The organism is Campylobacter sputorum subsp. sputorum, assembly GCF_008245005.1.
Taxonomy (GTDB): domain Bacteria; phylum Campylobacterota; class Campylobacteria; order Campylobacterales; family Campylobacteraceae; genus Campylobacter_F; species Campylobacter_F sputorum.
This window is the reverse complement of the sequence record NZ_CP043427.1, coordinates 612,190-633,295: the sequence shown is the minus strand read 5'-3', so window position 1 is coordinate 633,295 and position 21,106 is coordinate 612,190. Positions and strand designations below refer to the sequence as shown.

25 protein-coding genes and 2 rRNA genes are annotated in these 21,106 nt (G+C 29.8%); 11 read left to right on the top strand and 16 right to left on the bottom strand.

All coding sequences use genetic code 11. From position 1 onward, the window contains the following. Positions 1–13 precede the first annotated feature (13 nt). Together thiE and CSPT_RS03160 are read left to right on the top strand one after the other, a co-directional pair. Positions 14–628: a thiamine phosphate synthase gene (gene thiE, locus CSPT_RS03165; RefSeq protein WP_089182270.1), complete on the top strand. Its 615-nt coding sequence runs from the start codon at positions 14–16 to the stop codon at positions 626–628. Further along, the gene (locus CSPT_RS03160; RefSeq protein ID WP_089182269.1) at positions 619–1,395 is read left to right on the top strand and encodes an undecaprenyl-diphosphate phosphatase; all 777 of its coding nucleotides are present in this window, start codon (positions 619–621) and stop codon (positions 1,393–1,395) included. The genes thiE and CSPT_RS03160 overlap by 10 nt, the downstream gene beginning before the upstream one ends. Here the strand turns inward: CSPT_RS03160 and CSPT_RS03155 are convergent. From CSPT_RS03155 to CSPT_RS03100, 12 genes are all read right to left on the bottom strand, one after another. Beyond that, complete coding sequence (locus CSPT_RS03155) at positions 1,390–1,629, bottom strand: hypothetical protein (protein WP_143297550.1); 240 nt, start codon at positions 1,627–1,629, stop codon at positions 1,390–1,392. The genes CSPT_RS03160 and CSPT_RS03155 overlap by 6 nt on opposite strands. Then, positions 1,604–1,870 carry a hypothetical protein gene (locus CSPT_RS03150; RefSeq protein WP_089182267.1) on the bottom strand — a complete coding sequence of 89 codons (267 nt, stop codon included), beginning with the start codon at positions 1,868–1,870 and terminating at the stop codon, positions 1,604–1,606. The genes CSPT_RS03155 and CSPT_RS03150 overlap by 26 nt, the downstream gene beginning before the upstream one ends. A 9-nt stretch (positions 1,871–1,879) precedes the next feature. Then, the gene (locus CSPT_RS03145; RefSeq protein WP_089182266.1) at positions 1,880–4,942 is read right to left on the bottom strand and encodes a cytochrome c biogenesis protein; all 3,063 of its coding nucleotides are present in this window, start codon (positions 4,940–4,942) and stop codon (positions 1,880–1,882) included. 195 nt (positions 4,943–5,137) lie between these two features. After that, complete coding sequence (locus tag CSPT_RS03140) at positions 5,138–5,536, bottom strand: hypothetical protein (protein ID WP_149051350.1); 399 nt, start codon at positions 5,534–5,536, stop codon at positions 5,138–5,140. 13 nt (positions 5,537–5,549) lie between these two features. Then, entirely contained in the window at positions 5,550–6,212 is a 663-nt protein-coding gene (locus CSPT_RS03135; protein ID WP_089182264.1) for a hypothetical protein, read from the bottom strand. 51 nt (positions 6,213–6,263) lie between these two features. After that, on the bottom strand, positions 6,264–7,484 hold the full coding sequence (locus tag CSPT_RS03130) for a glucose-6-phosphate isomerase (protein ID WP_089183300.1): 1,221 nt from the start codon (positions 7,482–7,484) through the stop codon (positions 6,264–6,266). Further along, a complete protein-coding gene (galU, locus tag CSPT_RS03125; protein WP_089182263.1) occupies positions 7,471–8,301 on the bottom strand; it encodes a UTP--glucose-1-phosphate uridylyltransferase GalU in 831 nt (276 codons plus the stop codon). The genes CSPT_RS03130 and galU overlap by 14 nt, the downstream gene beginning before the upstream one ends. Before the next feature lie 126 nt (positions 8,302–8,427). Further along, positions 8,428–9,072, bottom strand: a complete 645-nt coding sequence (locus tag CSPT_RS03120) for a ferritin family protein (protein WP_089182262.1) — start codon at positions 9,070–9,072, stop codon at positions 8,428–8,430. Positions 9,073–9,133: 61 nt separating this feature from the next. Continuing rightward, positions 9,134–9,331 (bottom strand): hypothetical protein, encoded by a 198-nt coding sequence (locus tag CSPT_RS03115; RefSeq protein ID WP_089182261.1) that lies wholly within the window; start codon positions 9,329–9,331, stop codon positions 9,134–9,136. Positions 9,332–9,420: 89 nt separating this feature from the next. Next, entirely contained in the window at positions 9,421–10,143 is a 723-nt protein-coding gene (locus tag CSPT_RS03110) for an EI24 domain-containing protein (RefSeq protein WP_089182260.1), read from the bottom strand. Next, complete coding sequence (dut, locus tag CSPT_RS03105) at positions 10,143–10,835, bottom strand: dUTPase (RefSeq protein WP_089182259.1); 693 nt, start codon at positions 10,833–10,835, stop codon at positions 10,143–10,145. The genes CSPT_RS03110 and dut overlap by 1 nt, the downstream gene beginning before the upstream one ends. A gap of 62 nt (positions 10,836–10,897) precedes the next feature. Then, positions 10,898–11,413 carry an ATP/GTP-binding protein gene (locus CSPT_RS03100; protein ID WP_089182258.1) on the bottom strand — a complete coding sequence of 172 codons (516 nt, stop codon included), beginning with the start codon at positions 11,411–11,413 and terminating at the stop codon, positions 10,898–10,900. Positions 11,414–11,512: 99 nt separating this feature from the next. On the opposite strand from CSPT_RS03100, the gene CSPT_RS03095 reads away from it, so the two are divergent. Further along, complete coding sequence (locus tag CSPT_RS03095) at positions 11,513–11,917, top strand: pyridoxamine 5'-phosphate oxidase family protein (protein WP_089182257.1); 405 nt, start codon at positions 11,513–11,515, stop codon at positions 11,915–11,917. A gap of 42 nt (positions 11,918–11,959) precedes the next feature. Here the strand turns inward: CSPT_RS03095 and CSPT_RS03090 are convergent, their stop codons facing one another. Then, on the bottom strand, positions 11,960–12,154 hold the full coding sequence (locus CSPT_RS03090; RefSeq protein ID WP_089182256.1) for a hypothetical protein: 195 nt from the start codon (positions 12,152–12,154) through the stop codon (positions 11,960–11,962). Positions 12,155–12,288: 134 nt separating this feature from the next. Between CSPT_RS03090 and CSPT_RS03085 the strand changes: the two genes are divergently transcribed. Genes CSPT_RS03085 through CSPT_RS03050 form a run of 8 tightly spaced genes read left to right on the top strand, consistent with a single transcriptional unit; the run spans position 12,289 to position 15,793 of the window. Next, positions 12,289–12,747, top strand: coding sequence for a hypothetical protein (locus CSPT_RS03085; protein WP_089182255.1), 459 nt, complete (start codon positions 12,289–12,291; stop codon positions 12,745–12,747). A gap of 11 nt (positions 12,748–12,758) precedes the next feature. Beyond that, positions 12,759–13,490 carry a DUF2971 domain-containing protein gene (locus CSPT_RS03080; protein ID WP_089182254.1) on the top strand — a complete coding sequence of 244 codons (732 nt, stop codon included), beginning with the start codon at positions 12,759–12,761 and terminating at the stop codon, positions 13,488–13,490. Further along, positions 13,487–13,765, top strand: a complete 279-nt coding sequence (locus CSPT_RS03075; RefSeq protein ID WP_089182253.1) for a hypothetical protein — start codon at positions 13,487–13,489, stop codon at positions 13,763–13,765. The genes CSPT_RS03080 and CSPT_RS03075 overlap by 4 nt, the downstream gene beginning before the upstream one ends. 2 nt (positions 13,766–13,767) lie before the next feature. Then, positions 13,768–14,157 (top strand): hypothetical protein, encoded by a 390-nt coding sequence (locus CSPT_RS03070; RefSeq protein ID WP_089182252.1) that lies wholly within the window; start codon positions 13,768–13,770, stop codon positions 14,155–14,157. Positions 14,158–14,176: 19 nt separating this feature from the next. Beyond that, a complete protein-coding gene (locus CSPT_RS03065) occupies positions 14,177–14,410 on the top strand; it encodes a hypothetical protein (RefSeq protein ID WP_089182251.1) in 234 nt (77 codons plus the stop codon). Positions 14,411–14,435: 25 nt separating this feature from the next. Further along, positions 14,436–14,861 (top strand): hypothetical protein, encoded by a 426-nt coding sequence (locus tag CSPT_RS03060; RefSeq protein WP_089182250.1) that lies wholly within the window; start codon positions 14,436–14,438, stop codon positions 14,859–14,861. A 30-nt stretch (positions 14,862–14,891) separates the two neighbouring features. After that, positions 14,892–15,227 carry a hypothetical protein gene (locus tag CSPT_RS03055; RefSeq protein ID WP_089182249.1) on the top strand — a complete coding sequence of 112 codons (336 nt, stop codon included), beginning with the start codon at positions 14,892–14,894 and terminating at the stop codon, positions 15,225–15,227. A gap of 8 nt (positions 15,228–15,235) precedes the next feature. Continuing rightward, positions 15,236–15,793, top strand: a complete 558-nt coding sequence (locus CSPT_RS03050) for a hypothetical protein (RefSeq protein WP_089182248.1) — start codon at positions 15,236–15,238, stop codon at positions 15,791–15,793. Positions 15,794–16,017: 224 nt separating this feature from the next. Here CSPT_RS03050 and CSPT_RS03045 read toward each other — a convergent pair whose 3' ends face one another. The 3 genes from CSPT_RS03045 to CSPT_RS03035 all read right to left on the bottom strand — a co-directional run bounded on the left by CSPT_RS03045 (position 16,018) and on the right by CSPT_RS03035 (position 21,040). After that, entirely contained in the window at positions 16,018–16,302 is a 285-nt protein-coding gene (locus CSPT_RS03045) for a ComEA family DNA-binding protein (RefSeq protein WP_089182247.1), read from the bottom strand. 1,141 nt (positions 16,303–17,443) lie between these two features. Continuing rightward, a 5S ribosomal RNA gene (gene rrf / locus CSPT_RS03040) occupies positions 17,444–17,561 on the bottom strand. A 587-nt stretch (positions 17,562–18,148) separates the two neighbouring features. Beyond that, positions 18,149–21,040, bottom strand: a 23S ribosomal RNA gene (locus CSPT_RS03035). Between the last annotated feature and the right edge of the window lie 66 nt (positions 21,041–21,106).

Below are 21,106 nucleotides of genomic sequence, written 5' to 3'. Positions count from 1 at the left end.
AAAAGAGCCCAAAGTGTCTGAGATTTATGCAATAACAGATGATATTTTAACTCCAGATGAAACTATAAAAAATCAAGTTTTAGAAATTTTACAAAATGGTGTAAAATTTATACAATATAGGAGTAAAAAAAGCATACAAAACGAAGAAATCATCAAAAATCTCATATCACTTTGCGAAGATTTTAATGCAAAGCTTATCATAAATGATAATGTAAATTTAACCAAAAAATTAAAAGCTCATGGCGTTCATATCGGAAAAGATGACGCCATGTTAAAAAATACAAAAGAGTTTTTAGGAAATGAGTTTATAATCGGAGTAAGTTGCTATAATGATATAAATTTAGCCATAAATGCCCAAAATATCGGTGCTGGCTATGTTGCATTTGGCGCTGCTTTTAAAAGCGCGACTAAACCAAATGCCTTGCTTAGCGGTATAGAAATTATTTCTCAGGCAAAAGAAAAAGTATCGCTACCAATTTGCATAATAGGAGGCATAAACCAAGGCAACATAGCAGATGTTGCAACAAAAAAGCCAGATATGATAGCAATGATAGAAGCTATCTATAAACCAAACTCAATAAAAGAAAATATAGCAAATTTAAGAAAGAAAATACATCAATGGACATAATAAGCACAATAATACTTGGCATAGTTGAGGGTTTAACTGAATTTTTGCCAGTTAGCTCAACAGGGCATTTAATATTAGCCTCAAAGCTTTTAAATTTACAACAAACTCCAACATTAACATGCTTTGAAGTTTCAATACAACTTGGTTCTATTTTAGCAGTAGTTTTTATATATTTTAGCAAATTAAAACAAGATATAAATATATGGATAAAATTAGCCATAGGTTTTGTTCCAACTGGTGCAATAGGTTTTTTACTTCATAAATACATCAAAGAGCTTTTTTCTCCAGATGTAGTAGCTTATATGCTTATATTTTGGGGCATTATTTTTATAATAGTTGAAATTTTTAACAAAAAAGAAAAAATAAAAACAACTACAACAACACTAGATGATGTAAGCTATAAACAATCTTTTTTAATAGGCTTATCACAATGCCTTGCTATGGTGCCTGGCACATCAAGAAGTGGCGCGACAATCATAACTGGACTTTTAGCTGGACTTGATAGAAAAACAGCTGCAACTTTTAGTTTTTTACTAGCAATACCAACAATGTTTGCTGCAACCATTTATGATTCTTATAAAAACAGAGCTATATTTATTGAAAATATGGATAATATTTTTATATTTTTATTAGGAGGCATTGTGGCTTTTGTAGTAGCAATACTTTCTATAAAAATATTTTTAAAATTTGTAAGTAAATTTGACTATATACCTTTTGGGATATATAGAATAGCAGTAGGACTAATATTTTTATTATTTATATTATAAATTTCCCAAATTATATCTTTTCTTGCGATATTCTATGCCTTTTTGCTCTTCTATCTCTATTCTAGCAGAGTGATGCGGATACAATTTCCTTAAAGTAATGCTCATATAAGCTATAAGTTTTGCATCAGCACTTCTATGGCTAGATACTAAAAAAACAAAAAGCATATATTTGTTTAGTTCTAATTCGTCTTCTTTTGGTATTTCAAAATTATTTATATAGTATTGCAAAGCCAAAAAAAAGATCATTTTTTCTTAAATTATCTTTTGATACAACTGTTATCATATCGTCTATATTTATAGTTTTATCTTTTTTATTTTTAAGAACTTTGTCTAATACATAATATTCATCTTTTTTAATGCTATTTTTGTCATTGTCATTATCAAAAAATGTTATATAAATAATGGCAATGACAAATAAGAATATAATTATAGAAAATATAACAATATAAATAATCGAGTTATTATCATTTTCCAATAACTATCCTTATAGTTTTTTAGCAAATTTAATACCCCTTGAAGCAATCAAGGTAATTATAATCATAACTGTAGCTATAATGCCAATAAAATTTGGAACTGGCACAGGATCTCCTGCTGCATAAGAGTGCATTCCGCTTAAATAAAAATTTACTCCAAAATATGTCATTATTATAGACCAATATGCAAAAGATGAAGCAACGCCAAAAGCATATTGATTGTTTAACTTAGGAATAAATCTTAAATGCAAAACAACCGCATAAACAATTATAGATATCAAAGCCCAAGTTTCTTTTGAATCCCAGCCCCAGTATCTTCCCCAGCTTTCGTTTGCCCAAACACCACCAAGAAAGTTTCCAAGAGTTAATAAACTTATACCAAATATCATAGACATCTCATTTATTCTTGTTGCCTCAAGAATATTTCTTGATATTTCTTTATTTTCTTTTTTACCTTGAAAACACATTAAAATCAGTGTAAATATACCAAGAAGAGCACAAAGTCCTAAAAATCCGTAACTAGCAGTAATTACAGAAACATGTATAGTTAACCAATATGAGTTCAAAACAGGAACTAGCGTTGTGATTTGTGGATCAAGCCAACTAAGATGAGCTACAAACAAAGTCACGCCAGTTAAAATAGATGTAAGAGCTATGGTAACTGGACTTCTTTTTGCAAATATCAGTCCAGATAAAGCCATCGCCCAAGCTACATATATAAGTGACTCATATGCATTTGACCAAGGAGCGTGTTGTGAAACATACCATCTCATACCAAGCCCGGCAGTAAGTGCTAAAAATAATACTAAATTTAAAAAATATACAAATCTAAAAGGATATAAAACATTTGTTTTTGGTCTTACCATTTTTATAAAAACTACAGCTAGTAAAATAAGCCCAGAAATTAGATAAAAAGGCGACAATCTATCAAATATATTGTATTTGTTTAAAAGTAACTCCATATCTATCTTTTTTTGATCTATAAGAATACTTGCACCATATTTTGATTGATATTCTTTTAATACATTAAGCGCATCATTTGCTTGCTTCCAATCACCAGAGGATTGCGCATCTATTATACTTCTAAAATAATTTTGTAAAATACTAGCAACTTGATTTGATTCTTCTTTAGGAAAACTCATAATAGCAGCCGCTGGAGAATACCAAGTATTATTTGGATCATCTATTTTTGGGAAAATTCTAAAAATTTCGCCCATAAACACCATATATAATATATTTACCCTTTCATCAACCTTTATCACATCTTTATCAAACATTCCGCGAGTTGCAGGATTTTTTCTATTTGTTAATTCAACTATTTTAGCTAACTTATAAGACATCTTTCCATCACTAATAGTAAAAAAATCACTAAATTTCGCATATTTTGCATTTTCATCAACACCAAGAAGCTTTTTTAACTCTTTATTTGAAATGGCAATCAAAGGAGCTTCTTGCCAATAATCGCTATTTAACATCATAGAAAGCATAACTTCTGTTGGACTCATACCATTAAAAGATGAGCTTCTATAAATCTTATTTAAAACTTCATAGCCCACAGTATCAAATGGCTTTATTCTACCATCCGCACTTTGAACAAGCAAAGATGATAATTCTTTTGCGTGATTTTTATCTATACTTGGAACATCAGAAGCTTTTAAATTTACCCCTGTAAATGCCAAAAATATAGCAAACATTAAAGAAAGAGTTTTAGTAGCTTCTGAATTTACTAAATTTGCAAGCTTTCTAAACCTACTATAAGGACTTATTAAATTTAAGAAAAAGCCAAGACCTAATAAAAAATAACCTATATAAGTGGGAATTTTACCTGGATCTTTATTTACAGATAGTATAGTCCCTCTTTCGTCCATATCATAAGAACTTTGAAAAAATCTATGACCATTAAAATCCAAAACATTATTCATATAAATCAAATAATCCATAATTTTATTTCCATTTTTATCAAAAATAGTAATATCACTAGAATAGCTCATAGGAGAATTTGAACCAGGGTATCTATCTAGCTTAAATGCATTTAGATGCATTACAAATGGCATAGTGTGCTTTAATGAACCAGCCTTGGTAACAAATTCAACACCGCCAACATGAGTAGAATAAACCTTTCCATTTGTAAATAAAGGAACATCTTGTTTTTCTCCGTTAAATTCAAGCTCCCCAATCATAGCATCGTTTCCGCCATCTACGCTAACAAGTTTTTTAGAAGCACTTTTAGAAAGAAATTTAGGAGCGAAATTTATACCAGAAACAGTATAAAGTCTCATAGTTTTAAATTCGTTTATAGAGTTAGCATCAAAGCTATCTTTTGCGTTTTCGCTCATTGTAAAATATGATATTTGCTCATTTGAAGTAAATAGCCATTTATCATCTTTTAATGTAAATTTAACAAACTTATCACTATTTGGTTCTTTATTGAATGCAAATTCAATTCCATCAATTATGTTTGAAGTATTATCTTCCAAAACAAGTTCATTTGAACTTCCATTTCCAGAAATTATTAAATTTATAACAGGTTTTCCATCTTTACTATCAGTAAAAGCAAAATCCGCACTGCGTATATAATCTTTATATTTATATGTGGCTTTTTTGCCATTTACATCTACGCTCATAGAAAAATCATTATCTCCTTTTAGAGATATATGTTTTTCTTCATTATCTTGGTATAAATTCTTTCCATCATCTGCAATCAACTGCAAATAAACAGCAGAAGTCCAAAGCTCATCGGTGCTTTCGCCATTTCTTATGTGAACAACACCCTCAAAGCCAAAATATCTAGTAATGCCAGCACCAATTAAAATAATTATAAATGAAAAATGAAAGAGAAAAGATGGCAATTTCTTAAGTGTAATAAGCTTGTATCTAAAAATATTATAAAGCAAATTTATGCCAAGTAAAAGTTGCAATAAAGCAAACCAAGTTGCTCCATAAACAGCCGACCAAGCAGTTGGAGTATCGTAATTATTTTCTATTATAGTAGCTGTTCCGCAAGATACAGCATAAATAAGAAGCATGGTTATCGCAGATCCCATACCTAAAAAACCAGATATGATTTTATTCATTATATATCCTTAAAATTTACAAATCAACTAAGGATAATAACATTTTTTATTAAATAAAATATAAAACTTGGTAGAAATAAAAAAGAAATTAGGGAAGATTAAATCTTCCCATAAAGAAAGGAGTTCTAGCTAAACTTCATTTATTGTTCTATTGCACATTGAAATGATACTATCTGAGGATAAACAAACGGCAACCTAAAAAGATATATTCTCACTTTCTGGCACAGGAATAATAATTTTTTTCGTAGAACGATTGCTTTTTTTAACAACAGGATGCCTTGAATTTGAAGCATTTATCAAATACATTTCAGAAATTCTATCGCCTTTTATAATAGCATACACTAAATCTTTTTCATTATAATAAATTTTTTTAGCATATGCAGTAGCACTTGGCAATTTATTATTCGTAGTATCTATGCCTATTATATTATATAGCCAACCTTTGTCTGTAAATTGCAAAGACTTGACATAACCTTTAATCATTTTTGTTTGAATTTGATTTTTTTGAACTTGTTTTTGGACGATTGGTTGCTTAGGCGGTTTTTGATCGTTTTGTCCAAAAAAGCTACTGCAACCAACCATAAATAATGCCAAAAAAATAGATAAACTAAGCTTGAATATCAAGAGAATTGCCTCCTAGAGCAGATATTTTTTCATCTATTTTTGCAAGAGCTTTTTGCATTGTTTCTTGTGATATATCTGGAAGTTTTCCACCCCACATTTGTTCTGCTTGCTCGAAACCTCTTAACATACCATCTTTACCTGCTTTTAATTTTTCCAAATCATTTCCTGCACCATTTATAACAAAATCAGCTATTCTCTCAGATGTTTTAGTTATTCCAAAAAAACCATCTTCGCTAACAAGTGCTTTTGCCTCATCTTGGCTTAAAGTATGGATTGGTTTGCCATTATATCCAATTTGAGACAAATCTATACCAGATAAAAGTCCTTTTACTTTATTTGTTGGATTTTGCAAAAAGCTTAAAAAATCGCCACTATTATCACTGCTTATGCCAAATGAAAAACTTTGAAAAGAAAAACTACCATTTGAAAAACTAAAAGTTTGTGCTTGAAACTGCATAAAATAAGCATTTGAAATGCCTTTTGCACCGATGGAGCTAAGCTCACTAAAATGTTTTTTCATCTCTTCTTGTTTTTCTAATTTATGTGAATTTTGCTCTTGTTTATCGACAAGTTTATTCTCTGGCTTATTTGTTAAATTTGTAGAAACATCTCTCATATATGAAGCATTTAAATCATTTATTTTCATATCCATTCTCCTTAATGTATTTTCATATAAATCGGCTATTTGTAAATTTATTTAACTAAGCGGTAAAAGCATTTTTTTAAGTATTCTTTTACCAACTTCAACGCCTGGCTGATCATAAGTATTAATTCCAAGCATAATTCCAGTCGCAGAAGTTAAAAGTTCAAAATAATAAAGCAAATACCCTATATGCCATTCATCTATTTTATCAACTTCAATCAAATCAATACTTATTCCTTCAGCGATTATAGCTTTTAAACTAGCTTCGCATTGCGTATTTAATACATCTTGCAAAGAGTATGAATTTACAAAATCACAATCTTGTAAAAAATCAAATTTAATATTTGCAATGTTAATATTTTGATCATGATTTAAAACTTTTATAAAAGTTACTGTTTTATCTTTTACGCCATCCATAATGAGTTGTAAAAAAGAGTGCTGATCCCTAGAGCCAACCAAACCAACCGGAGTAAGTCCTATGCGCTGATATCCCTTTTTCTTACCAAGTGATTCCGCCCAAAGCTGCACATACCAATCATTAAATTTATCAAATCTATCACAATAACTAAACAAAACATTTATAGTTGCGTTTTTATGCGTAGCATAGTGATATGCTTTTTGAAGTATTGTGTCATTTTGATCTTCTAAAAAATTTTTTTTACAAGCCTTAGCACCATCAAGCAAGGAAATAACATCAAAACCGCAAAAATACAATGGAACAAGACCTATCATACTAAGCACACTAAATCTTCCGCCAACATTTTTTGGTATATAAAAAACAGAAATATCATGTTTTTTTGCGAAATTTTCTAAAGGCGATCCCAAATCAGTTATAGCTGCAAAATTGCAACTAAAGTCTTTGACATTAAATTTTTCAACCACACATTTAAAAATAGAAATTGGCTCTATTGTAGTGCCAGACTTACTAGAAATTAAAAATAATGTTTCATTAAAGACTATATCTTTGGTTTTTTTATAGAATTCAAATGGATCTAAATTGTCTAAAAAAATAATTTTCTTTGAGCTTTTTAAATTTAGCATCTCATAAACGGTTTGCACGCCAAGCGAAGATCCACCTATCCCCATAAGAACTATTGTATTAAATTTACTAAATTTATCATCAAATTTTTTTAACACATTTATAGCTTCATAGCCAAGCTCTGGCAGATGATAATACCCTATCTCTCCGGCATTAAACTCATCATTCATTCTTTTTGAAAATTCATTAATATCTTCTAGGGGGGAAAATTTAAAATAAATTTTATTGTTTACCATATATGTTCTCATAAAAATAGTTTGTAGCTTCTACATAACCTTTTAAAGAACCGCAGTCAAATCTCTTGCCTTTAAATTTATACGCCAAAACCATTCCATTGTTTGCCTGTTTCAAAAGTGCATCAGTTATTTGAATCTCTCCATTTTTCCCAGGTTTTGTTTGCTCTATCATATCAAAAATATCTGGTGTTAAAATATATCTTCCAATTATCGCTAGATTGCTTGGTGCTTCTTGTGATGTTGGCTTTTCAACCATATTTGAAACCATTATCAAGTCATCTTCTATAAATTTACCATCTATAATACCATATTTATCAACTTCATCTTTCTCAACTTCCATAACTGCAACTATAGAACAGCGGTATTTTTCGTAAATCTTAACCATTTGAGATAACACGCCATCGCCATTTTCATTTATACATAAATCATCTGCTAAAATAACACCAAATGGCTCACTTTTGACGAGTGTTTTTCCTGTATATATCGCATCTCCAAGACCTTTCATATTTTCTTGTCTAGTAAAAGTAAAAGAACAAGCACTCATTAAATTTCGAATCTCTGTTAAAAGATGCTCTTTGCTTGTCCCAGCTATTTGATGCTCAAGCTCATAACTAATATCGAAATAATCCTCTAAAGCTCTTTTCCCTCTTCCTGTTACAAATGCCATATTATTCATATTTGCTTCAAGTGCTTCATCAACACCATAATGTATAAGTGGTTTTGTCAAAATAGGCAACATCTCTTTTGGAAGTGATTTTGTAGCTGGTAAAAATCTAGTTCCATAGCCAGCTGCTGGAAAAAGACAAGTTTGAATCATTTTAACTCCTTAGTATAATAAGAAATTATAATGAAATTTAGCAAATTTTTTAATTAAATTTAGTTAAAAAGTATTTTGTAGTAATAAATTTAAATTTAGAGTTTTTGGTGCATTTGCACCAAAAAACTATCCAAGAAATTCCCTTTTGAAGTATTCTTTTGGTGCCTTGCAAAGAGGACAGGCTCCTGGTGCTTTTTTTCCACGATGTACATGACCACAAACTTCACAAACCCAAACATCTTCTTCATCACTTTGGAAAAATCCATCAGCTTCTAGCATTTTTTTAAGTTCTAAATACTCTCTTTCATGCTCAACTTCAACTTTTGCAATAGCGTTAAAAAGTCTAGCTATATCTTTTTTGCCTTCATCTTCTGCTATTTTTGCAAAATCCGGATACATAGTTGTATGCTCATACCTCTCGCCATCAGCAGCGGATATAAGATTTTTATCCATTTTATCTAGTGGCAAACCTTGAATTTCATTATATTTTTTATATTCAGCTCTAGCGTGCCATTTTTCATTTTCTGCTGCTTCATAAAAATGTCTTGCTATAGCGTGATATCCAGCTTCTTTTGCTATATCGCCATACAAATCGTATTTATTTCTAGCCATTGATTCGCCAGCAAAAGCTTTCATTAAATTTACAGATGTTAAATCTTTTGTAACGAGTTCCATTTCTACGCCGCAACAGGTTAATGAACCTCCGCCAACTTCTTGTATTTCTATAACATTTCCACATTTTGGGCATCTATAAGTTTCATACTGTCTCATTAAGTCTCCTTTTAAATAAAATATATTTTATTATACTAAAATAACCTAAAAACATATTAATTTAATTAGACAAAAACTCTTGTTTTATTTCATCATTACTCTTTACAACAAGACCTGAGCCATGTATGACACTAGGCATACAAGATGTGCAAATATCTACTTTTTCGCCATTTTTAGTAGCCAAAATATAAACTATATCACTTTCTTTATCGCTTCTAATACCGCAAACATTGCATATAACTACGCCATTTTGTACCATTTAAATTCCTTTATATAAATTTTGCGTAATTTTAATATTTAAAATCAAATTTTTACATGATTTAAATCAATTTTTATAATAAAATATATTTAATTGTGTTTTTTATATATCAAATTTGAAAGAAAAATAACAAAAAATAGTTGTAAAAAAAGCCCTAAAAACGGCACTAAACTAACTATATAAAATACCAAACAAGATAATTTAAAGTCATTTCCACCATCTCTTAACCACAAAATCTCAAAATCATTTTTATTTAATGCATTTGAGCCTACATCTAGTAACATAAATTTATAATATAGATAAAAAAATGGAATATTTACAACAATAAGATTTATTAAAGGAATAAATAAAAATGGAATACTTATAAGTAAAAAAAGACAAACTTTAAGCAAAACAATCATCATTAATTTTAAAGATTTTAAAAAACTAATTTCTTCAAATCTATGATAATGATAGTATTTTTGATTCAAATGATTTGTAACGATAGGAGTAAGAAATCCAGCGACAATAAGTGCTATAACTATAGAAATAATAACTACAAAAAAAGCACCAAACATATAAAATATAAATATAATAACCCATTTTGTCAAAGCAAAAGCTAAAATGGAAGTTAAAAGTGGATATTGTGCCTCGTCAATGAAAGAAAAATCACCGCTTTCAGCACCATCGCTTAGCATACTAAAAAATTCTATGCCACCAAAAACCAAAAATCCACCGAGTATTAAAACTGAAACAATAAGTGGCAATATAGAAAGTAAAATAAATTTCTTAGTTAAAAACTCTCTTATGCTTATTTGAAAAATTTTAATCATTATGATTTTTGATACTCTTTTTCAAGGACGTTGTAAATTTCATCCTCTTCGATAATCCCACTATCTAATATAGCATTCATTATCTCGTTATCTTCTTTGCCATTCCAATATTTTTTATATTTTCCATCTTTATAACCATGTTCTTGTCTGAAACGATTTAAAACATTTTTGCCTATATAAAGCTTAAATAAAACATTTAAATTTACACCGCAACTAAGTGCTATTCTAAAATAATTTGTTAAAATATCTTCTAGTTTATAGCTAAATCCGCTACATTTATGAATCAAAGACTCTATATCATTTACTATTTCATAATCAGAATGTGAACCGCCTATATAAGATCCATTGCAAAATTTACTAAATCCGCTAACGCTTGATATATGCTCACTTAAAATATCTTTATCTCCAATACTATTGGATGTATAATATTCAAGCATCAAACTCATTATAAAATGCCAAATATCAACAACTTCTATTCTAGCGTTTTGCATATCAGCACTTTGAGAAATATTTTTCCAATGTTTCCAAGAAAAACTATTTATCAGCTCTGCACACTCCATATAAATGCATCTTTTCCAACTTATAAGTTTTCCATCTTTAGTATATCCACTCTCCCAGCCTTCGCCACAAGTTTGGTCGTTTAAACGCTGCTGCATATCAAGCATAGTTTTTAGCATTTTAATGTAATCCATATTATACAAATCTCCATTTTTTTATAAAATTATAACAATTAAATATGAATATTTATATAAATTTAAACATATAAACTAAAACTATCAAATCTTTGTAATAAATTTTCAAAAAGTTTATTTGCATTTTTTAGCATATTTTCATCAGCTTTATTTTGTTTTAGCAGCTTGTCAAATAGCTTTAAAACATTATCACTAACCATATTTTTATGATTTTCATTTTTTATTTCAGGCAGCATATTTTTAATCTCATTTGCTAAATTTGTATAATTCGAATTACCAAATTTTTCGCCATCTTTAACATTTTGCAAAAACTTTTCCATCATAGGCTTAATCTTGCTTAAAGCCTCATTAATCTCTTTTATATCATTTTGATCTATACCATTACCCTCATATTTAAAATTATATCCGTATTCATGAGTTAATGTAAACTCAGTGAGTCGAGAATTGCCGTCCTTAGAGCTTTTGAGATTCATAGACTTATTATCATACATAGATAAAGATATATTATCTCCTGAACTTGTTTTGAAATTAAAATCAAAATTATTCATTGATAGATTTGACATTTTATTGGTTTGCATTTAGAACTCCTTGCTATGTAAATCGTCAAAAGCTAGTTTTTATTAAGCAAATTTAGTACCAAAATTTGATAAATTTACAAAAAATATAAAGATAAAATGATGGATGAAAAAATAGTAAAATTTTTACATAAAATGCAACTACTCACGCTTGGCGTGATAATTGAAAATAAGCCCTATGCATGCAGTGCATTTTATGCCTATGATGAAAAAAATTATAGGATAATAATCGCCAGTAGCGAACAAACAGCACACATAAAAGCGATAAATTTAAATCAAAATGTATCAATATGTATAGCTCTAGATACAAAAATAATTGGAAAAATAAAAGGAATTCAAGCTTTAGGTATCATAAAAAAAACATCTGATGAAAATAAACAAATTTACTACAAAAAATTTCCTTATGCCATAGCCTACCCAAGCGATATGTATGAAATAAACTTAACTTGGATCAAATTTACAGACAACACACTTGGATTTGGCAAAAAACTCATTTGGCAAATTTAATAAAATAGAGATATTAAATTAAATAAATATACTAATGCAAAGCTATTGTTGCGGCAAAGCATCTTTGATGATATTTTTTACTTCACTCATAGCATCTTCATCTTTTTTAATAGCCTCTCTTAACATAAAACTAGCCTCAATTATAGCGTATAGTTCTGGCTTAGTGGTTCGCCACCTTTGAAGTGTTCTTGTGGTTATTCTTAAAATTCTTGCTTTGTCTCTTTGTGTATATTTCATAAATTTACCTTTTTTCAAGCAAATTTATCTTTTAAGCAATAAACAATTAACAACGATATTAAGTCGTAAATTTATAAAATATTTAGACTTTATTTCATATAATATAAGAAATAATTTTTAAAAAGGAGAAAATAATGAAAAAGAATATTTTATGCTTAACTTTAATTTGTAATATACTTATTTTAACAGGTTGTGCATATAGTGGCTATAAACAAGCAGGACATAACGGAAAATATTATTGGTTTAATGCCGATGATGACTGCTCACAATTCAAATACTATGGAAATAATCCTGATATTATACATTGTGTCGATAAAAACGGAAATTTAAATGGTATGGTAAAGCATCCTGCAACTGCAGAAGAATTGGCACAATATAGATATGAACAACAACAAGCACAACAAGGCTGGGAAAATTTAAATATGTCTATTCAAAATTTTAACAATAATTTAGCACGAACAAACGAGCAAATGCAACAATCTACTTACAATATGCAAATGTATAATCAAATGCAACAAATGAATAGAAGTCTAGATGGTATAAATCAAAGTTTGGATCCATATTATAATTTTAAATCAAGATATGCTTATTAAAAAGGATAAATATGTCAAATTTGTTTTATAAATACAGACCACTTGGAACTAAAAAATATTTTGAGAGAATTTTAGAAATTATTTGGAAAGAAGAGCTTCATGCTAGTAATTTTACAAGATTTAACGATATAAATGAGGGGCTTTATTATGTTAAAAATTTTGATAAAAAACAAGCTACAAATATTTATAAACAAAAATCAGGTAAAAATATCTGTTCTTTTAGTAGTAAAGATGAGATAAATTTTCAAGATGATATGCTAATGTGGGCACATTATGGAAATTCAAATATAGGAGTTAGAATAGAATTTGCATTAAAAAATCAAGAAAGTTTAGATATTAAACCTATTCGTTACGGCACACATTTAGCTTTTGAAGATATTGAAACTATAAGTTTGCAAGATATAGAGCAAATTTTAACAACAAAACATAAAATGTGGGAATATGAAAGAGAGTATAGAATATTTACTAAAAACAATAAAGTTGACATTGAAATCAAAAATATAGTTTTAGGACTAGGGCTTTATAATAATAAGTCAAGAGTAACTGGTGAACAGATGAAATTTGATATAAAATACAAGGCTGAAATTTTATCTATCGTATCCTTATCTAAACTTAAAAATATAGATGTCTATAAATATAAAATTTTCTATTATGATGAACAAAATTTTACCACTAATGCCTATTTAGAAAAAATAGAAAAAGTTGATGATATAGATTTTAATACTAAAGATAGAAATTTATGAAAAAATTTATACTAGTTTTATTTTTAGCTATAAATCTACAAGCTTATTATTGTTACGCTCCAACTCTACCTATTTGCTTACAAAGTTACGGAAGCTTTGATTATAGCTTTTGCAAAATTCAAACTGAAAATTACCTAAGGGAGCTCAATGATTATTATGATTGTATTTTAAAAGAAACTCAAAAAGAATTAGAAGAATTGGCTGAACAAATAAACAAGGCAAAGCAAAATGCTATTGAAGTATTTAACTGCAAAGCCAGTGGAAATTGTAGGTAAAAATGGAAGTTATTATATTTTCTGCATTAGGTATAGCTGTCTTTATTCATTGGTTATATTCATCAATGCCGCAAAATATCAAAAAAATAAGAACGACAAAATTAGATATGATTTTGGATGATTTAAAAGATGTTTTTAAAAGTGAAAAATTTAGCTCCTACGACAGCAATAAAGTAACAGAATTTTTTAAACTCATCAGCGATGAATTTGATAAGGCTAGTTTAGAAAGAGGCGAAAAACCTCTAAGTAATAATCAAAAATTAAAAATATTAGCAGAAATTTTAAATGTAGAGAAAATAGCTGGTTTGGATTTTGCATTAAAGCATCTAAAATATGAGCTAGATAGATTTAGAGAATTTGGGGTTAGAGAAGATAATAATGGTCTTTTCTAAAATATAAAAAAGGGAAAATATGAAATTTGTTGCTTTTATTTTAGCACTCGTTTTAGGGCTAATAATTTGGTTTTTTACATTTGGTTTTGTTTATGGCTTACTTATCGTATTTGTATTTAGTCAAGGAAGTTCTGGCGGTATGATACTAATGTTATTATTGGTTATGCTTCCAATATATTGGATAGTTAAAAAACTATATCTATTTTTCTTAAAGAAATTTGGATATGAGCAATTTGATTACAAAGATGAATAAAGAATAATTTTAAAGGAGTTTTATTATGACGCAATATTCAAAACAAGTTTTATCTGACCCAATTTTATTAAGAAAAAAATTAGAAATTTATTTAGGTAGTCCTGATAGTGTTGAAACATATGCAAAGGCTGCTGAGAAATTTTTTGATGGAGAAAAACTAGTAGCTAAAAGCACTTGGTCGTGGGGAGCATTTTTCTTGGTTTTTTTATTTTTTACTTATAGAAAATGCTATGCAAAAGCACTTGTGTCATTTATTTTTTGTTTGATACCTTTTATAAATTTTCTTATAGCTATTCTTTTTGCCTGCAGTGCAAAATATGAGGTCGTAAGTAGGTTTGTTAAAATTTTAGATAAAGAAAATGATGAAATATTAAAAATTGCTGGTGGAGTAAATTTAATAGGAGCCATTGCATTTTTAATTTTTATGTTTATATTATTTGGGTTATATTAGGATAATTATGTATTTATTAAGGCAAAATAGATGAAAAATACAATTATAATATTTTGTTTATTTGTGTCTATATTAAATGGATATGAAAAACAAACAGCTTGTTTGCAATATGAAAATCAAGGATATTGGTCAAAAAAATATAAGATAACTGGACTAGTTTATAGCGGATCTGAATTATATGGAATTTTACCATACCACAACATAGATATTTTAAAATATTATTTTGTTGTTTTTTGGAATAATAATGAAGCGTCAATAATAAAAATTAATAATTTATATACTGGCGGCGAAATACTTTATAATATGAATGGTATTGATCAAAATGGTATAAAATGGAAAATTTCTAATCAATATTTTTGCTATTAAGGAAATTCATGAAAAAAATTATCTTTTTTATAATATTAAATATTAATCTTTTTGCAATAGATGGATTTACTATTTATAATACTGCAAATATAGATAAAGCAAAAGGGCTTGATATGAGTATCCAAATTCCAAATTATTTAGAGCCTTATCAAACTTATCGTCCAAATGTAGCTATGAAATTTGTTGATAAAAATTCTCGCGATATGATTATGGTTTTGGTTTATAAAGATAAAGAATTTGAAGATATACTTATTGATGAAAGCAATTATTATGAAGCTTGCAAATATATGATTGATGAATTAAATTTAGCAAATATTAAAGCAAGTCTTATTGATTGTAGATTAATAAATATAGAAATATTTCCTGCTATAAATATGATTAGCAAAACAACTTTTAAAAGAGTAGATAAAACATTAACATCTTTTAGTAACGATGTAATGTTTTTTTACAAAGACTACTATATAAAAATTCAATCTTTTTATGGCTCAAAACAAAGATTGGATAATTTATCAAATTTATACTTTCAAGTGTTAAATTCTATTGTCATTAATGATTTATATAAGTAAAAATTTATCTAAAGAAAAGTAATGCTTTTAATTATTATTATAAATTTTTATTTATAATATATCATAACCCTAAACCCATCCCCACAACCATAAACATCATAAAGATGAGTTTTGCTTTAAAACAATCCCATTCTAATATAATATAATATTAGCAAAATTTAAAATTATAAATTTACAATAATCTCTTTATAATCATAAAAGCATTATAAAGAGATTATTAACCATTACTTATCCTTCTTCTCTTCTTTTTTATCTTTATCTTTATTAGCTTTATCTACACTCATACTATTTTTATTATCTTTATAAATCTTATCGCCTATACCTTTTACTTTTTTTATGTCTTCAATGCTATTAAATTTATTAGCTTTTCTATACTCTATGATAGCCTCTGCTTTAGACTCTCCAACACCTTTTAATGTCATAAGTTCATCTTTAGAAGCTGTATTTAAATCTATAGCTCCAAATACATATGTACAAACAAGTACCAATAATAAAAGTAACTTTTTCATATATTTTCCTTTAAATTTAGTATATTTTTTATCTTATATATAATTATTAATTAATAATATAAAAACATTACATTTATATTTTAAGTATTAAAATAAGTTATAGAGTAAAAAATAAAACTTAATAATAAATATAAAAATGACACTTCATAATTTCCACACTAAAAACATATAAAGAAATATAATACCACATCCCAACACACTACCAACTATAAATTTACACTATAAACAACAACACTAATTTTAAAATTTATTTTTATACAAACACCAAGATAAAATATATGTATGAAAAAGATTTTAATAAAAAGATAAAATAATCTAAATTTAAAAAGATATTTTATAAATGTTTTTGTAGGAGTAATCATACAAGATAAAATAATACATATAGTTTTATAATGACAAAGATATAAAACTTTAAACTTTACAATAAAGCACTAATAAAAATATATAAACTTAAAAGATTAAATTTATTTTAATTTATATTTTTATTAAAAACTATTGTTTTGTTTTGATGGGTATTTATGTGGTTTTTACTTGTAATTACTCTTATATAAACAAACTTTTATAAAAATACCTATAATTTTATTATATATTTAGACTAATTTATATGTAGATTTAAAAACGCATTAAATGGAATATATTCCTCATTTTAAATGTCGCTATATATTATGAATAAAAAAGATATATCACTAGCAAGATATTTTTATAGTGGTTCTTAAAAGATTAAATTTATACTAATTGATTTTACTAAAAATAACAACTATTTTATATCATATATTTAAATTTAATATATTAGTAATTAAATACTATAAATAAATTTATTATACAAGAATAATGCATTTATAAAAAATATCCAACCAACTATTTTATATCATATATTTAAATTTAATATATTAGTATTAAATACTATAAATAAATTTAAAGTTATAAATACTATAAAAGATAATTATAAATTTATAAATATTATATAATTTATAATTATTTATAATCAATAAAACAATCTTGAAACAAACAGTAATAAAAGTAAATTATATTTAATTTAAATACGAATTATCATATAAAGAAATATTAAATTCATTTAATCATTTTAATATAAATAAATGTGGATAAAATTAAGAAATATTTGTAGAATAATTATTAACACGCTTTGCAGCGACTTACTTTTCCACATCCCAGTAAGGGAGAGTATCATCAGCCATGATATGCTTAGCTTCTTGGTTCGAGATGGGGCAAGGCGTTTCCATATCTGTATAGCCACAAAGCAGTGTTAAATAAAAATACTTTCTCTTTTTAATTTATACTTACATCAAGCTCATAAAAAACTCATTCACATACGCTATAAAGTATGCTCATTTATTTTTATTATTCGCTTTCCTTATCTAAATTAAAAATAGTCGTATATAATATAGACTATTAAAGTATTCTTATTAAACACTGTTAAATAAATTGTTAAAAGTCTAAGTTTTAATATGTAAAACTTTTTACTTATTAAGGATTAAAAGATATTTCACTTCTATATCTTTCTAGTATAACTTGATTTGTGATTAGATGTAAGGCTTATAAAATGTTGATTAGTTTTAAGTGAGTTACCTTAATGGTAATGAATGCAAAAATCTAATCAAGCTTTTATACAATTGTTCTTACACTAAGCTAAATCATTATTAAATTTTATCCTTAACAAGGAAGTGATGCTTAATTTTAACTATTTATTTGTATAGTTATTATGTATTTTTGGAGGTATTTTTTCGCTAAACAAGGAAGACAAATAAGTTCAAGGGAGTTACCATAAAGGTAATGACCGCAGAACGATCTGACGCCGTTTAGTAGAAAAAAGACAAACAAAAATATTAAAGATAAGCAAACGAGCTATTAGTACTGGTCAGCTAAATGACTTACATCACTTACACATCCAGCCTATCAAACTTATAGTCTATAAGAGCTCTTAAAAGAAGATTCATCTTGGAGTTGGCTTCGAGCTTAGATGCTTTCAGCTCTTATCACATCCCAACTTAGCTACTGGGCGATGCTCTTGGCAGAACAACCCATACACCAGTGGTTGGTTCGACCCGGTCCTCTCGTACTAGGGTCAACTCTCCTCAATCTTCTTACGCCCACGGCAGATAGGGACCGAACTGTCTCACGACGTTCTGAACCCAGCTCGCGTACCGCTTTAAATGGCGAACAGCCATACCCTTGGGACCTGCTCCAGCCCCAGGATGCGATGAGCCGACATCGAGGTGCCAAACCTCCCCGTCGATGTGAGCTCTTGGGGGAGATCAGCCTGTTATCCCCGGGGTACCTTTTATCCTTTGAGCGATGGCCCTTCCACACAGAACCACCGGATCACTAAGACCGACTTTCGTCTCTGCTCGGCTTGTATGCCTCACAGTTAAGCTAGTTTATGCCTTTATACTCTACGAACGATTTCCAACCGTTCTGAACTAACCTTTGTAAGCCTCCGTTACATTTTGGGAGGCGACCGCCCCAGTCAAACTACCCACCAGACATTGTCCTACATGAGGATAACTCATGCTAGTTAGCTACCCAAATAAAAAAGAGTGGTATCTCAACAATGGCTCACCATAAACCAAAATCTATGGATCAAAGCCTCCCACCTATCCTGCGCATTTTTATCCAAGTAGCAGTGTCAAGCTATAGTAAAGGTCCACGGGGTCTTTCCGTCTTGCCGCGGGTAGGAGGAATTTTCACCTCCACTACAATTTCACTGGATCCCTCTTTGAGACAGCTCCCATCTCGTTACGCCATTCATGCAGGTCGATATTTAATCGACAAGGAATTTCGCTACCTTAGGACCGTTATAGTTACGGCCGCCGTTTACTCGGGCTTCGATCAAGAGCTTCGCTAATGCTAACCCCATCAATTAACCTTCGAGCACCGGGCAGGCGTCACACCCTATACATCCTCTTACGAGTTAGCAGAGTGCTGTGTTTTTGGTAAACAGTCGGGAGGGACTCTTTGTTGTAACCTCTAGGGCTTTAACACCCTGGTAGGCACACCTTATACCGAAGATACGGTGCTATTTTGCAGAGTTCCTTAAAGAGAGTTCTTCCACGCGCCTTAGAATACTCATCCCACCCACCTGTGTCGGTTTACGGTACGGGCTTTGATTACTAAACTTAGAAACTTTTCTTGGCTCGATAGCATCATGGGTTCTTACGCTACTCCGAAGAGTTTTGTAAGCCTTTAAGATTTCAGATAAAGAGTTACGGATTTGCCTATAACTCAACCTACATCCTTAGACTAACTATTCCATCAGTTAGCCCCACTAGCTTTAAGCGTCCTTCCATCGCACATAATCAAAGGTATTGGAATATTAACCAATTTTCCATCGCATACCCCTTTCGGACTTTGCTTAGGACCCGACTAACCCTACGATGACGAGCATCGCGTAGGAAACCTTGGGTTTACGGCGTTAATGATTCTCACATTAATTATCGCTACTCATGCCTGCATGCTCACTTGCATCCGCTCCAGCGCTCCTTACCGGTACACCTTCAACGCTGAATGCAACGCTCTCCTACCGCTTGATAAATCAAGCCTACGACTTCGGTACTTATTTTAGCCCCGTTATATTTTCCGCGCAAAATCACTAGACCAGTGAGCTATTACGCTATCTTTAAAGGATGGCTGCTTCTAAGCCAACCTCCTGGTTGTTTCAGTAACTTCACATCGTTTTCCACTTAAATAAGATTTGGGGACCTTAGTCGGTAGTCTGGGTTGTTCCCCTCTTGACGACGGATTTTATCACTCGCCGCCTGACTGCTGTGATTACACTATAAGTATTCGGAGTTTGATAGGGTTTGGTACATTGGTATACGCCCTAGCCCATTCAGTGCTCTACCCCTTATAGTTACGACACAACGCTATACCTCAATATATTTCGGAGAGAACCAGCTATCACGATGTTTGATTGGCCTTTCACCCCTATCCACAAGTCATCCCAAGACTTTTCAACGTCAGCGGGTTCGGTCCTCCGCCGGTTTTTACACCGGTTTCAACCTGCTCATGGATAGATCACATCGTTTCGGGTCTGCAGCATCTGACTAAACGCCCTATTAAGACTCGCTTTCGCTACGGCTCCGGGTTTCCTTAACCTTGCCAGACACCACAACTCGCAGGCTCATTATGCAAAAGGCAGTCCATCACACGTCATAAAGAATCGTGCTCTGAATGATTGTAAGCAAATGGTTTCAGGTTCTATTTCACTCTGATCACCTCAGTTCTTTTCACCTTTCCCTCACGGTACTTGTGCACTATCGGTCTAGTAGTAGTATTTAGGGTTGGAAAGTGGTCTTCCCAGATTCAGACAAGGTTTCACGTGCCTCGCCCTACTCAGGATACTGCTAAGTAAAAAGATGATTTCGTATACGGGAGTATCACCCTCTATGCTCAATCTTTCCAGATTGTTTTACTATCATGTTTTAGTCTTTTATGCAGTCCTACAACCCCACTAGTAAACTAGTGGTTTGCCCTCTTACGCGTTCGCTCGCCGCTACTAGCGTAATCTCTTTTGATTTCTTTTCCTGTGGGTACTAAGATGTTTCAATTCCCCACGTTCGCTCCATATAGGTAGTGTATATCACTATACACTGGGTTGCCCCATTCGGAAATCTATGGATCAAAGCTTCTTGACAGCTCCCCATAGCTTATCGCAGTCTAGTACGTCCTTCATCGCCTCTACCAGCCAAGGCATCCACCATTTGCTCTTAGTAGCTTACCTTTTTATTACTTTGACTTCGAAGAGCAACAAAGCTGCTCTTTACGAAAGGAAGTGTAAACACTCCCT

Coding starts and splice junctions, on each gene's coding strand:
- CSPT_RS03160 (WP_089182269.1), top strand. CDS start 619: ATGGACATAATAAGCACAATAATACTTGGCATAGTTGAGGGTTTAACT.
- CSPT_RS03145 (WP_089182266.1), bottom strand. CDS start 4,942: ATGAATAAAATCATATCTGGTTTTTTAGGTATGGGATCTGCGATAACC.
- CSPT_RS03135 (WP_089182264.1), bottom strand. CDS start 6,212: ATGAAAATAAATGATTTAAATGCTTCATATATGAGAGATGTTTCTACA.
- CSPT_RS03130 (WP_089183300.1), bottom strand. CDS start 7,484: ATGGTAAACAATAAAATTTATTTTAAATTTTCCCCCCTAGAAGATATT.
- galU (WP_089182263.1), bottom strand. CDS start 8,301: ATGATTCAAACTTGTCTTTTTCCAGCAGCTGGCTATGGAACTAGATTT.
- CSPT_RS03120 (WP_089182262.1), bottom strand. CDS start 9,072: ATGAGACAGTATGAAACTTATAGATGCCCAAAATGTGGAAATGTTATA.
- CSPT_RS03115 (WP_089182261.1), bottom strand. CDS start 9,331: ATGGTACAAAATGGCGTAGTTATATGCAATGTTTGCGGTATTAGAAGC.
- CSPT_RS03110 (WP_089182260.1), bottom strand. CDS start 10,143: ATGATTAAAATTTTTCAAATAAGCATAAGAGAGTTTTTAACTAAGAAA.
- dut (WP_089182259.1), bottom strand. CDS start 10,835: ATGGATTACATTAAAATGCTAAAAACTATGCTTGATATGCAGCAGCGT.
- CSPT_RS03100 (WP_089182258.1), bottom strand. CDS start 11,413: ATGCAAACCAATAAAATGTCAAATCTATCAATGAATAATTTTGATTTT.
- CSPT_RS03095 (WP_089182257.1), top strand. CDS start 11,513: ATGGATGAAAAAATAGTAAAATTTTTACATAAAATGCAACTACTCACG.
- CSPT_RS03090 (WP_089182256.1), bottom strand. CDS start 12,154: ATGAAATATACACAAAGAGACAAAGCAAGAATTTTAAGAATAACCACA.
- CSPT_RS03085 (WP_089182255.1), top strand. CDS start 12,289: ATGAAAAAGAATATTTTATGCTTAACTTTAATTTGTAATATACTTATT.
- CSPT_RS03080 (WP_089182254.1), top strand. CDS start 12,759: ATGTCAAATTTGTTTTATAAATACAGACCACTTGGAACTAAAAAATAT.
- CSPT_RS03075 (WP_089182253.1), top strand. CDS start 13,487: ATGAAAAAATTTATACTAGTTTTATTTTTAGCTATAAATCTACAAGCT.
- CSPT_RS03070 (WP_089182252.1), top strand. CDS start 13,768: ATGGAAGTTATTATATTTTCTGCATTAGGTATAGCTGTCTTTATTCAT.
- CSPT_RS03065 (WP_089182251.1), top strand. CDS start 14,177: ATGAAATTTGTTGCTTTTATTTTAGCACTCGTTTTAGGGCTAATAATT.
- CSPT_RS03060 (WP_089182250.1), top strand. CDS start 14,436: ATGACGCAATATTCAAAACAAGTTTTATCTGACCCAATTTTATTAAGA.
- CSPT_RS03055 (WP_089182249.1), top strand. CDS start 14,892: ATGAAAAATACAATTATAATATTTTGTTTATTTGTGTCTATATTAAAT.
- CSPT_RS03050 (WP_089182248.1), top strand. CDS start 15,236: ATGAAAAAAATTATCTTTTTTATAATATTAAATATTAATCTTTTTGCA.
- CSPT_RS03045 (WP_089182247.1), bottom strand. CDS start 16,302: ATGAAAAAGTTACTTTTATTATTGGTACTTGTTTGTACATATGTATTT.